We start from the raw sequence: 18,533 nt of genomic DNA on the forward strand, positions 1-18,533 counted from the left end.
TCTGTTTAGTTATGTGTTTTATCAGGAAAGCGTAAAATTACCGCTTCAAGTTCTTCAAGTTTATCATTGAATACATCAACAAGTTTAGGATCAAAATGCGTACCTTTGTTTGCATTGATCTCAGCAACGGCTTCTTCAAGTGTCCACGCACCTTTATAACACCGTTTATGACGCAGTGCATCATACACATCGGCCAATGCCACTATGCGAGCAAAAATATCGATACTCTCGCCTTTTAAGCCGCAAGGATAACCAGACCCATCCCATTTTTCGTGATGTTGCTGTGCAATTAAGGCCCCTGCACTGACTATTTTACGCGGTGAATCTTTTAAAATGGCGTAGCCTTTGCCTGCATGGGTTTTCATAACTTCCCACTCATCACTGTTTAATTTACCGGGTTTATTTAAAATAGCATCCGGAATACCTATTTTACCCACATCATGTAAAGGCGATGCAAAACGAATTAAATTCGCTTGTTCTTCAGATAATCCATATCCTATTGCTAACTCATAACAAATATAAGCAACCCTCTTTACGTGATTACCCGTCTCGCATGAGCGTTGTTCAACCGCTTCACTTAAACGATAAACAAGTTCTTGTTGGGTAGCTTCAACTTCAGTATGTAATTGTACATTTTCAAATGCCAACTGCACATTTTGAGAAAAAATTTCGATTAGATTTCGTTGCGTATCTGTCAGTTTCGATGGCACACCGGATACAAATAACATCGAATTATGATTAAACTTACTACTACAATAGGCAAACAAATAGTCATCTTTGTACACAATTGCTTTGTTGGCTAAGGCTTCTTGACACGCTAAGAGTTGATCTGCTGCTAATACTGATTCAAGCTCTTCCCCTTCGCGCTTAGCAAAATCACCGGTGCCAGAGCAAACAATCAGTTTCTTGTTTAATTCCTCTGACGGATTTTGCGCAACTAAGGTAGTGGCGTACATGGCTTCGTCGGCCACGTTAAGTAAAGACGTTAGCTGCTGCATCACTCCTTCAATAAAATTATCCATTGAATGAGTTGCAAAAATATTGCGAGAAGCAGTGATTATTTTTTCTAGGCCTTCACGTGACTGCTCAATAGAAATAATATCGCGATACGAACGAAGGCTAGCCATCATCACGGTGAATAGTTTTTGTGCGGTGAGTTCTGTTTTAGATTTGTAGTCATTTATGTCGTAATTGACAATGACTTGACGCTCCGGCGCTTGACCTGGTTGCCCTGTACGTAAAATGATACGAATGTAATTATTTTTAACGGTATCGCGTATGTACTTCGCGACTTGCAAACCAGCGTCGTCTGTTTCCATTACAACATCGAGTAGGATGATGGCTGCATCTGGGTGCTCATCAATTAACTTTTTTGCCTCTGCGCCTGAATATGCGCTTATAAATTCCAACCGTTTATCTTGGAACTTAAAGTCACTTAAAGCTAAACGTGTAACAGCATGAACCTCAGGCTCATCATCAACTATTAAAACTTTCCATGTCCCTTGCTCTTCACATGCTACTTCAGGTGGTTGTTCATTTGAAAATAAAAAATCTTCCATCACATAGAATTCCTTAAACCATATGCAAACAAACAACGGAGCTATTAAAAATAATTTAAGGCCATTGTCCGAACGTTACGCGGTCATTATTACCAAGATCTTTCACTGTGCTTACATTTATAAACGCCATTTTATTTAAAATGTGACGTACAGCTGCACTTTGCTCAAATCCGTGTTCAATTAAAAGATAGCCATTAGAATGTAAATAGTCACGTGATTGTGTAATTATTTGTTTAATATCAGCTAATCCTGCATCATCCGCAACTAATGCAGACAAAGGTTCAAAGCGAACATCGCCTTGATGCAAGTGTACATCGTCATGTTCTATATAGGGTGGATTGGTTACAATTAGATCAAATTTTTTGTTTTTTAACGCACTGAACCAGTTACTCTGCTCAACAGTCACATTATTAATAGCTAATCGCTCTTGGTTGCGCTTTGCCAACGCTACCGCATCATCAATACGATCAACAGCAATAATATCCCATGAGGGCATTTCGCTCCCAAGTGCCAGTGCTATAGCCCCTGTGCCCGTGCCTAAATCAAGTACTTTCGCGTTTTTAGGCACTTTGCACTCAAGCGCAAGCTCAACTAAGGTTTCTGTATCAGGTCGAGGGATTAGCGTTGTTGGGTTCACTTCAAACTGCAAACTCCAAAATTCACGACAGCCGGTAATATGCGAAACAGGTTCGCCTTGTAAGCGACGTTCACAGGCACGTTGAAATGCCTGATACTGCTTATCTGTGAGCTGTTTTTCAGGCCAAGTAAATAAATAACTTCGTGGCTTTTGTAAAATATTGAGCAGTAAAACTTGTGCATCTAACTTTGCGCTATCACTACTTGATGCTAATAAATTAGCACCTGTAGCAATAGCGTTTTCAACAGAAGGGGTCACGATTAATCGTCGCCCATTGCTGCAAGTAAATCTGCTTGATGCTCTTGCATTAGTGGCTCAACAACGGCGCCTAAATCACCTGCTACCACTTCATTAAGACGATAAAGCGTTAAGTTAATACGGTGATCGGTAATACGACCTTGTGGATAGTTGTATGTACGAATACGCTCAGAACGATCGCCGCTACCAACTAAGTTACGACGTTCTGATGCTTCAGCAGCATGACGCTTTTCATCTTCAGCTTGCTGAAGGCGCGCAGCCAATACCGACATCGCTTTAGCACGGTTTTTATGCTGAGAGCGCTCATCTTGACACTCAACCACTACACCCGTAGGTAAATGGGTAATACGAATGGCAGAGTCGGTTTTATTTACGTGCTGACCACCCGCTCCCGACGCTCTAAAAGTATCGACTTTAATATCGGCAGTATTGATTTCGATGGCTTCTGCTTCTGGTACTTCAGCCATAACAGCTACAGTACATGCTGAGGTGTGTACACGGCCTTGAGACTCAGTTTCAGGAACACGTTGTACACGGTGAACGCCTGATTCAAATTTTAATTGCCCGTAAACACCTTCACCGCTGATGTTAGCAATTACTTCTTTGTAACCACCGTGCTCACCTTCGTTGGTGGTAACAACCTCTACTTTCCATTTTTTTGTTTCTGCGTAACGGCTGTACATTCTGAATAAGTCGCCAGCAAAAATAGCAGCTTCATCGCCCCCTGTTCCTGCACGAACCTCTAAAAACACGTTATTATTGTCTTTTGGATCTTTAGGTAACATTAAAACTTGAATGTCGTCTTCTAAAGTCGAAATCTGTGCTTTTGCTTCTTTATATTCTTCTTGTGCCATTTCGCGCATTTCAGGGTCTGAATCTTTAAGCATTTCTTCAGAGCTGCTCAAGTCTTCTTGTGCTTGCTGGTAAGCTAAAAATGTTTTTACCACCTCTTCAAGCTCAGAGTATTCTTTTGAAAGAGCACGAAAGCGGTTTTGATCACTAATGACCGATGGGTCACTTAGTAACGCTTGTACTTCTTCATAGCGCTCAACTAAGGTTTCTAATTTACGATAAACGGACTCTTTCATTTAACTGTTATTCCTGATCTATACCTAACATTTTTTTCAATTGATTTAACTGAGCCACTTCACCTTTTTTCGCTGCATCTTGGATGGCACGGGTAGGCGCGTGCATTAAGCGATTGGTTAATTTATTGGCTAGCTCTAAAATTACTTTTTCTGCATTTTTACCTGTATTTAGCTGGCTTAGGGCCCTATCTACAAGTTCTGCTTTTGTAGTTTGTACATCATTACGGTAGTGGCGAATTAAATCCACTGAATCAAGTGAACGCAGCCACATAAAAAACTCTTTGGTGCGCTCACTAATAATAATTTGTGCTTGTTCTGCCGCTTGCTCACGTGCAGCCATGTTTTCGCTAACAATGGCTTGTAAGTCATCAACAGAATATAAATAAGCGTCGTCAAGCTCTCCGACTTGGCTTTCAATATCGCGTGGTACAGCAATATCTATAAATAGCATAGGCTTATAACGACGTTGTTTCAGTGCTTGTTCCACCACCCCTTTACCAATAATAGGTAAAGTACTGGCAGTGGAGCTAATAACAATATCGGCTTGGTGTAATCGTTCTGGTAATTGTGCCAAGGCAATAACATCTGCTGACACTTCATCCGCTAAGCCGCGAGCGCGTTCTATTGTTCTATTAGCTACCGTTATTTTTTGTGGCTCATTTTGGTATAAATGTTTTGCTACCAGCTCAATGGTTTCACCAGCACCAATTAATAGCACCTTGGTTTTGTCTAATTTGCCATAAATATGCTTTGCAAGATTAACCGCAGCAAACGCAACCGAGACTGCACTCGCACCAATGTTAGTTTCGGTGCGTACTTCTTTTGCCACTGAAAAGGTTTTTTGAAACAAACGATCAAAAGTTACACCCACCGCATCGTGGGTTTTAGCACTGTTATACGCTTGCTTTATTTGCCCTAAAATCTGTGGTTCACCTAATACCAGCGAATCAAGCCCGCAGGCTACACGCATTAAATGGTTTATTGCTGCGCTGTCTTCATAACAGTAGATGTTTTTACTCAGTTCATGTTCATCTAAACCATGGAAACTGGCTAACCATTGCAACAATGTTTGGGAATTTTGTTGCGCAAGGCTACAATACACTTCAGTGCGATTACAGGTAGATACAATAACCGCTTCATTAAAGTCGGCATGACCACTTAATTGCTGTAGCGCCTCTGAAATTTGCTCAGGCGAAAAGGCCACTTTTTCTCGTAAATCTACGGATGCGGTTTTGTGATTAATACCAAGTGCTATTATGGTCATATCTGCCAAATATTGCTGAGCCCTACTTCATAGGCGGCAATTTTATCAAAAATCTCAGGAATATGGAAAGTAAGGAACAACATTTGACTCGACAATATTTTATTTTAACCCTGTTAATTATTTTTTTAACGGGCTGTGCCAATAAAAACAACTACAATACAAAAACTTACGAAGACTGGAAGTTACGTCTTAGTACACAAAAAACTTGGCAGGTGGAAGGTAAATTAGCGTTTATTAGCCCTGATGAGCGCCAATCTGCTAACTTAAATTGGCAACAAACACAAAATAGTAATCATTTAGTGTTAACCACATTTATTGGCACCCGAATTTTATCGCTCAAACAAACCGCAGTGGGGGCTGAATTAATATTTGATGATCAACAGTTTTTTGATACTAATGCGAGTAAACTTTTACAACGCTTAACGGGGTTTACTTTACCGGTAAATAACGCCGGTCAGTGGTTAAAAGCCACTATTGACGATCAAACCTTAGAAGTCGATCAATTAGGCCGTGCTAAAAGCGTGTTATGGTTTGATGACGCTGGCAAAAAATGGCAAATAAACTACACCAGTTACATACAAAAACACGGTTTTTGGTTACCTAACGCGCTAACCTTAACCCATCAAAAGATTAAAATTAAAATCAAACTCTACGATTGGCAGTTTAACTAATTATGAATACTCCCTTTGAACTTTCGCTGATTGCGCCGGCGAAGCTAAATTTATTTTTACATATTAATGGTCGCCGTGATGATGGCTATCATGAATTAGAAACCCTGTTTACATTTTTAAACTATGGCGACGAGCTCCATTTTACGCTTACTAATGATAAAAATATTAGTATTAGCGGTGACACTCATGGCATTGCACTAACTGACAACTTAATTTATAAAGCAGCTTTATTATTGCAAACTCAGTGTAAAGTGAATTTAGGTGCAAAAATAAATTTAACTAAACGTTTGCCTATGGGCGGAGGTGTTGGTGGTGGTTCATCCGATGCCGCAACAACACTTTTAGCGCTGAATACACTGTGGAATACCGCTCTTACACTAGATGAACTTGCAGATTTAGGCTTGAAGCTCGGTGCAGACGTACCTGTATTCATTAAAGGTAAAAGCGCCATAGCACATGGCATTGGCGAGCAATTAGAGTATGTTAAATTGCCACAAAAATGGTACTGCGTTGTTTTTCCAAACCAGCATGTCAGTACTGCACAAATATTTACTCACCCCGATTTAAAACGTGACACGCCTAAACTTTCAGGTGACTGGCAACAACAGGTTTTAACTAACGATTGTGAGCCTTTAGTGAAAAAGCTGTGTCCCGAGGTTGAAAAAACCCTGCAGTGGTTGCTAAAATACGCCCCATCAAAGATGACCGGAACAGGTTCATGTTGTTTTGTTGAATTTGCTAGTCAAGTTCAAGCACAAGATGTACTTGCTAACCTCCCCCATACTTGGCAGGGGTTTATCGCATCAAGCGTTAATACTTCTCCTGCTCACACGGAGTTAGCCGCCATCATTGATAAATGAAGTAACGTACAAGTAATCATAAGTTAACCTACTTTGTTCATTCAATGTAAGTTAGTCCAAAAATTCAGTGCCTGAGGAACCCTACCGTGCCTGACATGAAGCTCTTCGCTGGTAACGCAACACCTGACCTAGCTCAAAAAGTTGCAAAACGTTTATATATTGAATTAGGCGATGCTGTTGTTGGCCGTTTTAGTGACGGTGAGATCAGTGTTCAAATTAATGAAAATGTTCGTGGCTCGGATGTTTTTATCTTACAATCAACCTGTGCCCCTACTAACGATAACCTGATGGAACTTATCGTTATGGTTGATGCGCTACGCCGTGCATCTGCCGGTCGTATCACTGCTGTTATTCCTTATTTTGGTTATGCTCGTCAAGATCGTCGTGTACGTTCTGCGCGTGTGCCAATTACAGCTAAAGTGGTTGCGGATTTCTTATCAAGTGTAGGTGTTGACCGCGTTCTTACGGTTGATTTACATGCTGAGCAAATCCAAGGCTTCTTCGATGTACCAGTAGATAACGTATTTGGCAGCCCGGTATTATTAGAAGATATGAAAAACCGCGACTTTGATGACGTGGTTGTTGTATCTCCTGATATTGGTGGTGTTGTACGTGCCCGTGCAATTGCAAAACTATTAAACGATACCGACCTAGCTATTATTGATAAACGTCGCCCTCAAGCTAACGTTTCTCAAGTAATGCATATTATTGGTGACGTTGAAGGTCGTGATTGTATTATTGTTGATGACATGATTGATACCGGTGGTACATTGTGTAAAGCAGCTGAAGCTCTTAAAGAGCATGGTGCTAAACGTGTATTTGCTTACGCTACTCACCCTATTCTTTCTGGTACAGCTGCAGAAAACTTACGTAACTCTGTGATTGATGAAGTGATTGTAACTGACTCAATTCCACTGTCTGACGAACTAAAAGCGCTTGATATTGTTAAAGTATTAACACTTGCAGATATGTTAGCAGAGACTATTCGTCGCATTAGCAACGAAGAATCTATCTCGGCAATGTTTGAACATTAAAGTTAAACATTAATGAGTATAAAAGCGCCTTTTGGCGCTTTTTTTGTAGGTGATGTTTATTTTATAAACCCGCAGTGGTATGATAGCGCGCCTTTTGGCTAGGGACCTTGGTCGCAAAGGCCCTAACACTTTTAATTATTGGAGACATCATGTCTAACACAACTTATACTTATGACGCTGAACTTCGCGTAGAAACTGGTACTGGTGCGAGCCGCCGCCTACGTCGCGAAGACAAAGTGCCGGCAATCCTTTATGGAGCTGATAAAGAAGCTTTATCGCTTACTTTTGAACATAAAGATATGATCAAAGCACAAGAAGACGAAGGCTTTTACACTCACATCCTTACATTAAATGTAGGTGGCGAGAAAGTTGAAGCTATCTTAAAAGATATCCAACGTCACCCTTTCAAGCCTAAGCTTACTCACCTTGATTTCCAACGTGTAGACGCAACTCACAAACTAGTAACTAAGGTTCCTTTACACTTCATCGGTGAAGATAAAGTAACTAAGTTAGGTGCAACTGTTGTTCACCAGTTAACTGAAGTTGAGATTTCTTGTCTTCCTAAGTCACTTCCAGAATTCATCGAAGTAGACGTATCTGATCTTGTAGCTGGTGATTCAATCCACCTTACAGATCTTGCGTTCCCTAAAGGTGTTCAATCTGTTGAGCTTGGTAAAGGCGAAGGCCACGATCAGTCTATCGTTACTATCAAAGCTAACAAAGCAGCTCCAACTGAAGACGACGCTTCAGACGCTGCAGAATAATATTTAAGGTCTCGCACCTTGAATTCTATTCAAATGCTTGTGGGCCTGGCTAATCCAGGCCCCGAATACGCAAATACACGCCACAACGCAGGTGCTTGGTTCATTCAAGAACTCGCTGCACGCTACAACTGCACGCTAAAACACGACCCTAAATATCACGGCCTTACTGGCAAAGTGATTATTCAAGGCAAAGAATTCAAATTACTGATCCCCACCACTTACATGAACTTAAGTGGCAAAGCGGTGAGTAGTTTAGCCAATTTTTTTAAAATCCCAGTGGAAGACATACTTGTCGCCCATGATGAATTGGATTTAGACCCAGGCGTTGCCAAATTAAAAAAAGGCGGCGGACATGGCGGTCATAATGGCTTAAAAGACATTATTGCAAAAATGGCAAATCAAAAAGACTTTATGCGCTTACGCATAGGTGTTGGTCATCCAGGACATCGTGAAATGGTCACCGGTTGGGTGCTTGGAAAAGCAGCCAAGGAAGATCAGGAAAAAATGGATGCCGCAGTTGATGAAGCAGTTCGTTGTATGGAAATACTTGCTAAAGACGGTGTGTTAAAAGCACAAAACAGACTACATTCGTTTAAACCCTAGTTTTTAGGGGTATACGTACACACGTTTTAAACGAATCTAAACAAGGTATCTTACTATGGGTTTTAAATGTGGCATCGTTGGCTTGCCTAATGTTGGTAAATCAACACTTTTCAATGCATTGACTAAAGCGGGTATTGAAGCCGCTAACTTTCCTTTTTGTACCATTGAACCTAATACAGGTGTGGTACCGGTGCCAGATCCTCGCCTAGACGAACTTGCTAAAATTGTTAACCCACAACGTATTCTTACAACCAGTATGGAATTTGTGGATATTGCAGGTTTAGTTAAAGGTGCATCGAAAGGTGAAGGCCTAGGCAATCAGTTTTTAGCAAATATTCGTGAAACTGATGCGATTGGCCATGTAGTTCGCTGTTTTGAAGATGAAAACGTTATTCACGTAGCGGGTACTATTGACCCTGCGGACGACATTGACGTGATCAACACTGAGCTTGTGCTTGCTGATATGGACAGTGCTGATAAAGCAATTTTCCGTAATGCAAAAAAAGCAAAAGGCGGTGATAAAGACGCAAAAGAGCAAAATGCAGTACTTGAAAAAGTAAAAGTGCATCTTGATGAAGGCTTAACTTTACGTTCTTTAGCACTAACAAAAGAAGAAAAAGCAGCAATTGCGCCTATTAACTTCTTAACCATCAAACCAACTATGTATATTGCTAACGTTGCTGAAGATGGATTTGAAAATAACCCACTACTTGATCGTGTGCGTGAAATAGCTGCCGCTGAAGATGCGGTTGTAGTACCTGTGTGTGCCGCTATCGAGTCTGAGCTTTCTGAGCTTGAAGATGAAGACAAGTTAGAGTTTATGGCTGACCTTGGTCTTGAAGAGCCTGGGCTTAACCTTGTTATTCGTGGCGGTTATGAATTACTGCACTTACAAACCTACTTTACTGCGGGTGTAAAAGAAGTTCGTGCATGGACTATCCCTGTGGGTGCAACAGCGCCACAAGCTGCAGGTAAAATCCATACCGACTTTGAACGTGGCTTTATCCGTGCACAAACAATTGCTTTTGATGACTTTATTGCATGTAAAGGCGAAAGCGGTGCAAAAGAAGCAGGTAAAATGCGTCAAGAAGGTAAAGAATACATTGTTAAAGATGGCGATGTAATGAACTTCTTGTTCAACGTATAATTAAACACCGCACCACCTTGAGTGGCTAATTGTTTTAAAAGGCTCGTTTTTACGGGCCTTTTTTATTTTCAGCCGAATATTAGTCTACCCTAGTAATAAGCTTCAAAACGTAAAGCAAAGCTAAAATTATAATACTCAGCTCATAAAGAGTGTTAAAAAAGCAACGTTTTAATTAAAAAATAGCCGGTTAGCCTATTTTTCCTGCAAACAAACCAACTTAAGTGTTTTTTTGCAAAAAAGGTGTTGACGAATTTGGGGCATATCAGCATAATACGCCCCGCACTCAGCGATGAAGTGCTAACAAAAAAGATGGCTAAGTAGCTCAGCTGGTTAGAGCACATCACTCATAATGATGGGGTCACAGGTTCAAATCCCGTCTTAGCCACCATTTATTTTTTGTTGCTCAATGAAGAGTTTAAAATAACTACCATTTCTTTGATTAATTCAAAGTAATAATGCGGGAGTGGCGGAATTGGTAGACGCGCTGGATTTAGGTTCCAGTATCTTAGGATGTGAGAGTTCAAGTCTCTCCTTCCGCACCATATTCTTGATATGAATTAAAACTATCAATTGTTTATTGTTGGGATATCGCCAAGCGGTAAGGCACCAGGTTTTGATCCTGGCATTCCCAGGTTCAAATCCTGGTATCCCAGCCAACAATGGCTAAGTAGCTCAGCTGGTTAGAGCACATCACTCATAATGATGGGGTCACAGGTTCAAATCCCGTCTTAGCCACCATTTCTTTTCTAGAAGTGGCTCTGCAAGAGTTAAATTGCAACTCAATGAAGAGTTTAAAATAACTACCATTTCTTTGATTAATTCAAAGTGATAATGCGGGAGTGGCGGAATTGGTAGACGCGCTGGATTTAGGTTCCAGTATCTTAGGATGTGAGAGTTCAAGTCTCTCCTTCCGCACCATATTCTTTGATAAGAATTAAAATTATCAGCAATTTCTTAGTTGGGATATCGCCAAGCGGTAAGGCACCAGGTTTTGATCCTGGCATTCCCAGGTTCAAATCCTGGTATCCCAGCCAACTTCTTCTACCAAAGAACGTTGAATTAAGAAATACTCTGTTAGGAGTCTAAATATAAATTTGTATGCGGGAGTGGCGGAATTGGTAGACGCGCTGGATTTAGGTTCCAGTATCTTAGGATGTGAGAGTTCAAGTCTCTCCTTCCGCACCACATTCTTGATAAGAATTAAAACTATCAGCAATTTCTTAGTTGGGATATCGCCAAGCGGTAAGGCACCAGGTTTTGATCCTGGCATTCCCAGGTTCAAATCCTGGTATCCCAGCCAACTTCTTCTACCAAAGAATGTTGTATAAGAATAAGAACTGCGGGAGTGGCGGAATTGGTAGACGCGCTGGATTTAGGTTCCAGTATCTTAGGATGTGAGAGTTCAAGTCTCTCCTTCCGCACCATGTTCTTAACTAGAACTAAAACTCATCCAAATTTAGAGTTGGGATATCGCCAAGCGGTAAGGCACCAGGTTTTGATCCTGGCATTCCCAGGTTCAAATCCTGGTATCCCAGCCAATTTGCACAGGTCTTCGATTACACTTCACGATTTACCCTAAATTCCAATTATCTAACTTATATCTTTAATTCTGTTTCTACCTTTATAACCTACACCACTTTTTCTTAGGCATAAAAAAGACCCAAATTTGAGCCTTTTAATAACTATAAGTATTTTAACTAAGCTCACCGCTTATTGCGTATTTCAGCACCCAGTTTTTTACCGGCCCTGTATTATTAGCTAACTTTAAAAATGTGCTGCGCGCCCATTTTAATGGGGCTATTTGATTTGAGAAACCAAAGTAGCAAGCATCCATCATACTCATCATTAATAAATTAGCGTTACGACGACTACGCTCGTATTCTTTAAGCATTAGCGGGCACCCTACATCATCAGCTGTACGTAACACTTCAGCTAAAGCAGCTACATCTTGAAAGCCTAAATTAACACCCTGTCCTGCCAGAGGATTAATGGTGTGCGCCGCATCACCCACTAAAACGAGTCTGCCTTGTGAATAATTATTGGCATGCTGCCTTGCTAAAGGAAATATAGCATGGCTTTGTACTTCAAAATCACCAGCAAGCTTTGGAAACTTTTCAATAATATGAGCCTTTAATTCGCTAGGTTGTAGGGCTTTAAATGCTTTGAGGGTATTTGCATCGTCATACCAAATTAAATTTGCATAAGGTGCTTGCATAGGTAAAAACGCAACTGGCCCCGAAGGTGTAAACTGCTGCCATGTTTTAACTTGTTGTGGTGCATCGAGCTTTATTAGCACCCCCATACAATGCTGCTGATATTGCCACCCGGTTATACCAATGTTGGCCTTGCTGCGTAATTGTGATTGCCCGCCATCCGCTGCAATAACTAAATCAGTAGTAAAGCTTTGTTCGTTATAGTGCAAGGTAATGCTATCAGGGTTTTGCTCTACTGCCGTTAAAACCGATGAAGGGTTACTTATTTCAATATTATGTTGCTCAAATTGCTGCCATAAACTGGCTTGAACTAGCTTATTCTCAATTAAATGACCTAAATGGGTGGTATTAATAGCGTGACAATCAAATAATAAATGATCGTTACCCTGTTCAAAGGTCTCTAATTGTTCATAGGGAGCCAATCTATTTGCTCGCAATAATGGCATCGCACCGAGCTGATCAAGCAATTTTTCAGAAAAGCGATTAATAGCCGAAATACGTATATCAACGTCATCACTGTTAAGTACCTGTGGTGCATCTATTGGATGTTTTTCAATAACACGTACGGCTTTGCCTTGTTGCGCTAATTTAATAGCCATAGCGGCACCAACCATGCCGCCCCCTACTACAATTACATTATTTTTAGCCATGTTTTTCATCATTTTAATTCTGACTTAACTCTGCTTAGATTGTATCGTAATTAGTTTGCTCAGTGTGAGCGCTTCGCTTAATTCTATTATTAAACCCATACTATATTGATTTCAGATCACAAACATGAAATCTATACTTGGTTTTGAGCGTGTATCCAGCTAAAATACGCGTCCTTTAAGTCGAGCGAAATTTTAATAATTCCGCCACTTATACCTGTTTCTAGCACATATTTGTGCCACTATCGAATTGAACACGAGGCTATATTTCAATGAGCAAAAAGCTGCATATTAAAACCTGGGGTTGTCAGATGAACGAATACGACTCTCAGAAAATGGCTGATCTTCTAGATGCTACCAACGGCTATCAGCTAACTGAAGAAGCTGCTGATGCTGATGTTATCTTACTTAATACCTGTTCAATTCGTGAAAAAGCGCAAGAAAAAGTATTTCACCAACTAGGTCGTTGGAAGTTATTAAAAGATGACAAACCAGACCTTATAATTGGTGTAGGCGGCTGTGTTGCATCACAAGAAGGTGATTCAATTCGCCAACGTGCTCCGTTTGTAGATGTTATTTTTGGTCCACAAACTTTGCACCGTTTACCTGAGATGATTAAACAAGTACAAGGCGATAAAGGTTCATCTGTAGTTGATATTTCATTCCCTGAGATTGAAAAATTTGACCGCTTACCTGAGCCTAAAGCGGAAGGTCCTTCTGCGTTTGTATCAATTATGGAAGGTTGTTCTAAATATTGTACTTTCTGTGTTGTGCCTTACACCCGTGGTGAAGAAGTAAGCCGCCCTGTTGATGATGTATTATTAGAAGTTGCACAGTTAGCCGAGCAAGGCGTACGTGAAGTTAACCTATTAGGTCAAAACGTAAATGCATACCGTGGTGATACACACGATGGTGAAATTTGCTATTTCTCAGATCTAATTCGTTTAGTGGCTGCAATTGACGGGATTGACCGTATTCGTTACACCACCTCACACCCTGTAGAGTTTACACCAGACATTATTGATGCGTACGCTGATGTGCCTGAGCTGGTTGATCACTTACACCTTCCAGTACAAAGTGGTTCAGACCGTGTTTTAAACTTAATGAAACGCGGCCATACTGCCCTTGAGTACAAATCAACTATTCGTAAGCTACGTAAAATTCGCCCTAACCTAAGCATGTCGTCAGATTTCATCATAGGTTTCCCAGGTGAAAGTAAGGCCGATTTTGAAGCCACCATGAACCTTATCAACGATATTGGTTTTGATATGAGCTTTAGCTTTATTTACAGTGCACGCCCAGGCACGCCAGCGGCCGATTTACCAGATGACGTAACCGAGCAAGAGAAAAAAGAGCGCCTGTACTTATTACAAAACCGTATTACACAAATGGCGCAGCAAATTAGCCGCCAAATGTTTGATACAGAGCAACGTATTTTAGTTGAAGGCCCTTCTAAGAAGAACCCGATGGAACTACGTGGACGTACTGAAAACAACCGTGTAGTTAACTTTGTTGGCCCACACACAGTGATCGGTCAGTTTGTTGATGTACGTATTACCGAGGCGTTACCAAACTCTTTACGTGGCGATTTAATTCGTACAGAATCAGAAATGAACTTACGCCGCGAAATTGCGCCTTCTGCTATTTTAACCAAAGCAGCGAGTGAGCAAAAAACCGAGACAGCTAACGAAATTGGCGTTGCTACTTTCGTACCTTAGTTGCAAAAATTCATTGCGCCAGTTAACGCTGGCGCACTGTAATAGGAAGTAATTTTGAGTAATCAGTTAAAAACATTAGAGATTTATTTAGAACCTGCCGACAACAAACGCCTTTCTTCATTATGTGGCCCGTTTGACGAAAACATCAAACAAATTGAACGCCGTCTAGGTGTTGAAATTATTCATCGTGATAACTTTTTTAAAGTAACCGGTAAACTACACAGTAGTGCTGGCGCGGTAGAGATCTTAAAAAACCTTTATATTGATACTCAACCTGTGCGTGGGGAAATTGGCGAAATTGAGCCTGACAACGTACATTTAGCCATCACTGAGTCTAAAGCGCTTGAGCAAGATGTTGCACACAGTGCTTATGGCAAAGAAATGATGATTAAAACCCGTCGTGGCGTTATTAAACCGCGAAACGATAACCAAGGCTTGTATGTTGCTAATATTTTGCACCACGACATTACCTTTGGTATTGGCCCTGCAGGTACAGGTAAAACCTATCTTGCCGTTGCAGCGGCAGTTGATGCACTAGAGCGCCAAGAAATACGCCGTATATTACTCACTCGCCCTGCGGTTGAAGCGGGTGAAAAACTCGGTTTTTTACCGGGTGACTTAAGCCAAAAAATAGACCCTTACTTACGCCCACTTTACGATGCCTTATTTGAAATGCTTGGCTTTGAGCGTGTTGAAAAGCTGATTGAAAAAAACATCATTGAAATTGCGCCACTGGCTTACATGCGTGGGCGCACACTTAATGATGCGTTTATTATTTTAGATGAAAGCCAAAATACCACCACAGAGCAAATGAAAATGTTCTTAACCCGTATTGGTTTTAATTCTAAAGCAGTGATCACCGGCGATATAACCCAAGTTGATTTACCTCGAGGTGCGCGCTCTGGTCTTCGCCATGCTATTGAAGTATTGGATGGCGTTGATGAAATTAGCTTTAACTTTTTCAAATCGCACGATGTGGTACGCCACCCTGTAGTAGCCCGCATTGTAGAAGCGTATGAGCGAAACGATGAGCGTGAACGCCTTAAACGATTAGAGAAACAACAAGCCAAAGAAGCGCTCGCCGCTCATGAGCAACCTGCTACAAAAGAGTAATACCGTGAAAACAGAACTTGATTTACAAATAGCGTGTGAGTTTGACAACTTACCCAGCCTTGAGCAGTTTGCCATGTGGGCCGATAAAGTACTTAGCCAATATCGTGATGAGTCTGAGCTGACCATTGTTATCAGCGATGAAGAACAGTCGCAACAGCTCAATAATGACTACCGTGGTAAAAATAAGCCTACCAACGTATTATCATTTGAATTTGAAGCGCCACCGGGTATTGATATCCCACTTGTGGGTGACTTAATTATTTGTCCTGCCATTGTTTTGGCTGAGGCACAAGAGCAAGAAAAGTCATTTCATGACCACTTTGCTCATATGGTTATTCATGGATGCTTGCATTTACTTGGATTTGACCATATAAAGAGTGAAGACGCGTTAGAGATGGAAAGTATAGAAAAGCAATTACTTGCTGAACTAAACATAGCAGACCCATATCGGGACGATATTTAAATAAACGGAGCAATTAGACGTAATGAGCGACGATAACTCGCAATCTAGCCAGGGTTCTTCTGGCAAAACTTGGCTGGGTCGTATAACCCAGATGTTGCAAGGGGAACCCCAGAATAGAGAAGAGCTGGTTGAGGTAATTGCCGATGCCCAAGAGCGGGATGTAATCGATCCTGAAACCAAAGAAATGATTGAAGGTGTGCTTGGCGTGTCTGAGCTAAAAGTGCGAGATATTATGATCCCGCGCTCACAAATGGTCACTTTGGAAATTGATAGCCCGCTTGAAGAGCACATACCTATGATGGTTGACTCTACCCACTCTCGTTTTCCGGTGGTGTGTGAAGATAAAGACCATGTAGAAGGGATTTTACTCGCAAAAGACTTATTACCCCTCATTTTAAATAAAGATGAGCATTTACCATCGCTACGTGACTATTTGCGCCCTGCTATGGTAGTGCCTGAAAGTAAACGGGTTGATACTCTGCTTAATGAGTTTCGTCAGCAACGTTACCATATGGCGATTGTAATTGATGAATACGGCGGTGTATCGGGTTTAGTAACCATTGAAGATATTCTTGAGATCATTGTAGGCGAAATCGAAGATGAGCACGATGAAGAAGAAGAACAACAAGATATTCGACAACTGGCTAAGCACGTTTACGTTGTGCAGGCACTGACCCCTGTAGATGACTTTAACGAGCATTTTAAATCAGGTTATAGCTCGCAAGACGCAGATACTATTGGTGGTACCGTGTTACACGCCTTTGGCCATATGCCGAGCCGTGGCGAAACCATTGATATAGAAGGATTTCAGTTTAAAGTAACCAATTCTGATAATCGTCGTATATTGCAACTGCAAGTCACCATTCCTAAGGCTGATGATAACGACAGTGAAGAAACTGCTAACTAGTCTCACCCTACTAGCAAAAGATAAAAAAGCATGGCTCGCACTGGTTGCGGGCCTTCTTTTAACTTTTAGCTACGCGCCTTTTGGTATTTGGCCGATTGTATTTTTTAGCATAGGCTCGCTATTTTTTTGTATTCCTGCAAACCTCAATGGAAAAGTACATGCTAAAACAGCCGCTAAGTATGGCTTTATATTTGGTTTAGGCTGGTTTGGTGCAGGTATAAGTTGGGTACATGTTTCTATCGCCACCTTTGGCGGTATGCCACTTATCGCCTCAATTGCATTAATGGCACTGCTTTGTAGCTACCTTGCGTTATTTCCTGCGCTGGCGCTGTGGGCAACCACTCGCTTTTCAAACGGCTCTATAAGTTTTGCAGCGCTATTACTCCCTTGTTTTGCTATTAGTGAATATTTGCGTGCCAACCTGTTAACTGGTTTTCCTTGGTTAAGCTTTGGTTATACACAAACCGATAGCCCTCTGAATGCCCTTGCTCCTTTAATTGGTGAATTTGGGCTCACACTATTATGTATTGCCATAGGCTTTGCATTGTACAGCTTAACGCAAAAACAATTTAAAATGCCTGTTGTTACCGCTGCTGTGGTTTTGCTTGCCTTCACAGGCGCACACTTTACAAAGGTAACCAATTACTCCGATAAAGACCTCTCTGTGCTGCTTGTACAAGGTAATATAAAACAACACTTGCGGTTTGACCCCAGTGAGTTTTGGACCACCATGAGTAAGTATCAGGATATGACGCGCCGTCACTGGGATGCCGAGTTAATCGTGTGGCCTGAAGCTGCAGTGCCTGAGATAGAAGCGCTTGCCGATTCGTATTTAGCAGGCTTAGACAGTGCCGCCTCATTCAATAAAACTGCATTAGTGACCGGTATTGTCGATTACCAACGCGACACTAAAACCATTTTCAATACGCTAATTGTGGTCGGTAACAAAGAGCAAAATGATGAATACGGCCACTATCGTTACTTAGACAATAACCGCTATCAAAAACATCAATTACTCCCGATTGGTGAGTTTGTTCCATTTGAAGACATACTCCGCCCCATAGCTCCGTTATTTGATTTACCCATGTCATCGTTCTCGCGCGGTGATAAAGTACAAGATAATTTACGTGCGAATGGCTTTAACCTGCTGCCCGCTATTTGTTACGAAATAGTATTTGCCGATTTAGTGCGTGGTAACTACAAAAGCGACTCAGACATATTATTTACGGTGAGTAATGATGCTTGGTTTGGTGATTCAATAGGCCCCCACCAGCATATGCAAATTGCCCGTATGCGCGCCCTAGAACTTCAGCGTCCATTAGTGCGTGTTACCAACAACGGCATAAGCGGTGTATACGACCCCATAAGCCAAACACGCCAAACTATGCCACAGTTTGAAGCTACCACACTCAAAGCCAATATAAAGCTCATACAAGGGGATAGCGTGTATAGCCAATACGGCAATGGGTTTGTATGGGGAGTAATGGTGTTGTTGGGTATGATTGGATTTGGGGTTAGGTCTAAGAAGTAAATTAGAGCTTTTAGCTATCAGCAACAGAAGATGATTTTTGTTGGGTTTAGCTTTGC

At 41.3% G+C, this 18,533-nt stretch carries 16 protein-coding genes and 10 tRNA genes; 21 read left to right on the forward strand and 5 right to left on the reverse strand.

What is annotated here, in order from left to right; all coding sequences use genetic code 11:
- Positions 1-5: 5 nt before the first annotated feature.
- The 4 genes from AC0VZ5_RS10245 to hemA are packed head-to-tail and all read right to left on the reverse strand — an operon-like array spanning position 6 to position 4,806.
- A complete protein-coding gene (locus AC0VZ5_RS10245; RefSeq protein WP_475472702.1) occupies positions 6-1,559 on the reverse strand; it encodes a DUF3369 domain-containing protein in 1,554 nt (517 codons plus the stop codon).
- 55 nt (positions 1,560-1,614) lie between these two features.
- Complete coding sequence (gene prmC / locus AC0VZ5_RS10250) at positions 1,615-2,454, reverse strand: peptide chain release factor N(5)-glutamine methyltransferase (protein ID WP_475472704.1); 840 nt, start codon at positions 2,452-2,454, stop codon at positions 1,615-1,617.
- 2 nt (positions 2,455-2,456) lie between these two features.
- Positions 2,457-3,542: a peptide chain release factor 1 gene (gene prfA / locus AC0VZ5_RS10255; protein WP_178956296.1), complete on the reverse strand. Its 1,086-nt coding sequence runs from the start codon at positions 3,540-3,542 to the stop codon at positions 2,457-2,459.
- 7 nt (positions 3,543-3,549) lie between these two features.
- Positions 3,550-4,806, reverse strand: a complete 1,257-nt coding sequence (gene hemA / locus AC0VZ5_RS10260; protein ID WP_175610046.1) for a glutamyl-tRNA reductase — start codon at positions 4,804-4,806, stop codon at positions 3,550-3,552.
- A gap of 83 nt (positions 4,807-4,889) precedes the next feature.
- On the opposite strand from hemA, the gene lolB reads away from it, so the two are divergent.
- From lolB to AC0VZ5_RS10340, 16 genes are all read left to right on the forward strand, one after another.
- Entirely contained in the window at positions 4,890-5,477 is a 588-nt protein-coding gene (gene lolB, locus AC0VZ5_RS10265; RefSeq protein WP_138608924.1) for a lipoprotein insertase outer membrane protein LolB, read from the forward strand.
- 2 nt (positions 5,478-5,479) lie between these two features.
- Positions 5,480-6,337 (forward strand): 4-(cytidine 5'-diphospho)-2-C-methyl-D-erythritol kinase, encoded by an 858-nt coding sequence (gene ispE, locus AC0VZ5_RS10270; protein ID WP_054202471.1) that lies wholly within the window; start codon positions 5,480-5,482, stop codon positions 6,335-6,337.
- Between the two features lie 86 nt (positions 6,338-6,423).
- On the forward strand, positions 6,424-7,371 hold the full coding sequence (locus tag AC0VZ5_RS10275; protein ID WP_008115168.1) for a ribose-phosphate pyrophosphokinase: 948 nt from the start codon (positions 6,424-6,426) through the stop codon (positions 7,369-7,371).
- Between the two features lie 149 nt (positions 7,372-7,520).
- Positions 7,521-8,135, forward strand: a complete 615-nt coding sequence (locus tag AC0VZ5_RS10280; protein WP_010388341.1) for a 50S ribosomal protein L25/general stress protein Ctc — start codon at positions 7,521-7,523, stop codon at positions 8,133-8,135.
- An 18-nt stretch (positions 8,136-8,153) separates the two neighbouring features.
- Positions 8,154-8,738 carry an aminoacyl-tRNA hydrolase gene (gene pth / locus AC0VZ5_RS10285; RefSeq protein ID WP_008115166.1) on the forward strand — a complete coding sequence of 195 codons (585 nt, stop codon included), beginning with the start codon at positions 8,154-8,156 and terminating at the stop codon, positions 8,736-8,738.
- A gap of 55 nt (positions 8,739-8,793) precedes the next feature.
- Complete coding sequence (gene ychF, locus AC0VZ5_RS10290; protein ID WP_008115165.1) at positions 8,794-9,885, forward strand: redox-regulated ATPase YchF; 1,092 nt, start codon at positions 8,794-8,796, stop codon at positions 9,883-9,885.
- A 311-nt stretch (positions 9,886-10,196) separates the two neighbouring features.
- A tRNA-Met gene (locus AC0VZ5_RS10295) sits at positions 10,197-10,273 on the forward strand.
- Between the two features lie 69 nt (positions 10,274-10,342).
- Positions 10,343-10,427, forward strand: a tRNA-Leu gene (locus tag AC0VZ5_RS10300).
- 39 nt (positions 10,428-10,466) lie between these two features.
- Positions 10,467-10,541: transfer RNA gene (locus AC0VZ5_RS10305), tRNA-Gln, on the forward strand.
- A gap of 5 nt (positions 10,542-10,546) precedes the next feature.
- A tRNA-Met gene (locus tag AC0VZ5_RS10310) sits at positions 10,547-10,623 on the forward strand.
- 95 nt (positions 10,624-10,718) lie between these two features.
- A tRNA-Leu gene (locus AC0VZ5_RS10315) sits at positions 10,719-10,803 on the forward strand.
- Between the two features lie 41 nt (positions 10,804-10,844).
- Positions 10,845-10,919, forward strand: a tRNA-Gln gene (locus tag AC0VZ5_RS10320).
- A 66-nt stretch (positions 10,920-10,985) separates the two neighbouring features.
- Positions 10,986-11,070: transfer RNA gene (locus AC0VZ5_RS10325), tRNA-Leu, on the forward strand.
- Between the two features lie 40 nt (positions 11,071-11,110).
- Positions 11,111-11,185 (forward strand) — tRNA-Gln (locus AC0VZ5_RS10330).
- Between the two features lie 39 nt (positions 11,186-11,224).
- Positions 11,225-11,309 (forward strand) — tRNA-Leu (locus tag AC0VZ5_RS10335).
- A gap of 39 nt (positions 11,310-11,348) precedes the next feature.
- Positions 11,349-11,423, forward strand: a tRNA-Gln gene (locus AC0VZ5_RS10340).
- A 155-nt stretch (positions 11,424-11,578) separates the two neighbouring features.
- Here the strand turns inward: AC0VZ5_RS10340 and AC0VZ5_RS10345 are convergent.
- On the reverse strand, positions 11,579-12,760 hold the full coding sequence (locus AC0VZ5_RS10345) for an FAD-dependent oxidoreductase (protein WP_475472709.1): 1,182 nt from the start codon (positions 12,758-12,760) through the stop codon (positions 11,579-11,581).
- A gap of 257 nt (positions 12,761-13,017) precedes the next feature.
- On the opposite strand from AC0VZ5_RS10345, the gene miaB reads away from it, so the two are divergent.
- Genes miaB through lnt form a run of 5 tightly spaced genes read left to right on the forward strand, consistent with a single transcriptional unit; the run spans position 13,018 to position 18,477 of the window.
- The gene (miaB, locus tag AC0VZ5_RS10350) at positions 13,018-14,463 is read left to right on the forward strand and encodes a tRNA (N6-isopentenyl adenosine(37)-C2)-methylthiotransferase MiaB (protein ID WP_010388336.1); all 1,446 of its coding nucleotides are present in this window, start codon (positions 13,018-13,020) and stop codon (positions 14,461-14,463) included.
- A 54-nt stretch (positions 14,464-14,517) separates the two neighbouring features.
- Entirely contained in the window at positions 14,518-15,576 is a 1,059-nt protein-coding gene (locus tag AC0VZ5_RS10355) for a PhoH family protein (RefSeq protein WP_262976800.1), read from the forward strand.
- 4 nt (positions 15,577-15,580) lie between these two features.
- On the forward strand, positions 15,581-16,039 hold the full coding sequence (gene ybeY / locus AC0VZ5_RS10360) for an rRNA maturation RNase YbeY (RefSeq protein ID WP_010388332.1): 459 nt from the start codon (positions 15,581-15,583) through the stop codon (positions 16,037-16,039).
- Positions 16,040-16,061: 22 nt separating this feature from the next.
- A complete protein-coding gene (gene corC / locus AC0VZ5_RS10365) occupies positions 16,062-16,946 on the forward strand; it encodes a CNNM family magnesium/cobalt transport protein CorC (RefSeq protein WP_010388331.1) in 885 nt (294 codons plus the stop codon).
- Positions 16,927-18,477, forward strand: coding sequence for an apolipoprotein N-acyltransferase (gene lnt / locus AC0VZ5_RS10370; RefSeq protein WP_475472713.1), 1,551 nt, complete (start codon positions 16,927-16,929; stop codon positions 18,475-18,477). Before corC ends, lnt begins: the two co-directional genes overlap by 20 nt.
- The last annotated feature ends 56 nt before the right edge of the window (positions 18,478-18,533 follow it).

It is taken from the genome of Pseudoalteromonas sp. QJM3NY_12 (assembly GCF_056173165.1).

Excerpts from the sequence above, each read along its gene's own strand:
- prfA (WP_178956296.1), bottom strand. The coding sequence starts at position 3,542 with ATGAAAGAGTCCGTTTATCGTAAATTAGAAACCTTAGTTGAGCGCTAT.
- AC0VZ5_RS10345 (WP_475472709.1), bottom strand. The coding sequence starts at position 12,760 with ATGATGAAAAACATGGCTAAAAATAATGTAATTGTAGTAGGGGGCGGC.
- ispE (WP_054202471.1), top strand. The coding sequence starts at position 5,480 with ATGAATACTCCCTTTGAACTTTCGCTGATTGCGCCGGCGAAGCTAAAT.
- AC0VZ5_RS10245 (WP_475472702.1), bottom strand. The coding sequence starts at position 1,559 with ATGGAAGATTTTTTATTTTCAAATGAACAACCACCTGAAGTAGCATGT.
- ychF (WP_008115165.1), top strand. The coding sequence starts at position 8,794 with ATGGGTTTTAAATGTGGCATCGTTGGCTTGCCTAATGTTGGTAAATCA.
- corC (WP_010388331.1), top strand. The coding sequence starts at position 16,062 with ATGAGCGACGATAACTCGCAATCTAGCCAGGGTTCTTCTGGCAAAACT.
- AC0VZ5_RS10280 (WP_010388341.1), top strand. The coding sequence starts at position 7,521 with ATGTCTAACACAACTTATACTTATGACGCTGAACTTCGCGTAGAAACT.
- hemA (WP_175610046.1), bottom strand. The coding sequence starts at position 4,806 with ATGACCATAATAGCACTTGGTATTAATCACAAAACCGCATCCGTAGAT.
- miaB (WP_010388336.1), top strand. The coding sequence starts at position 13,018 with ATGAGCAAAAAGCTGCATATTAAAACCTGGGGTTGTCAGATGAACGAA.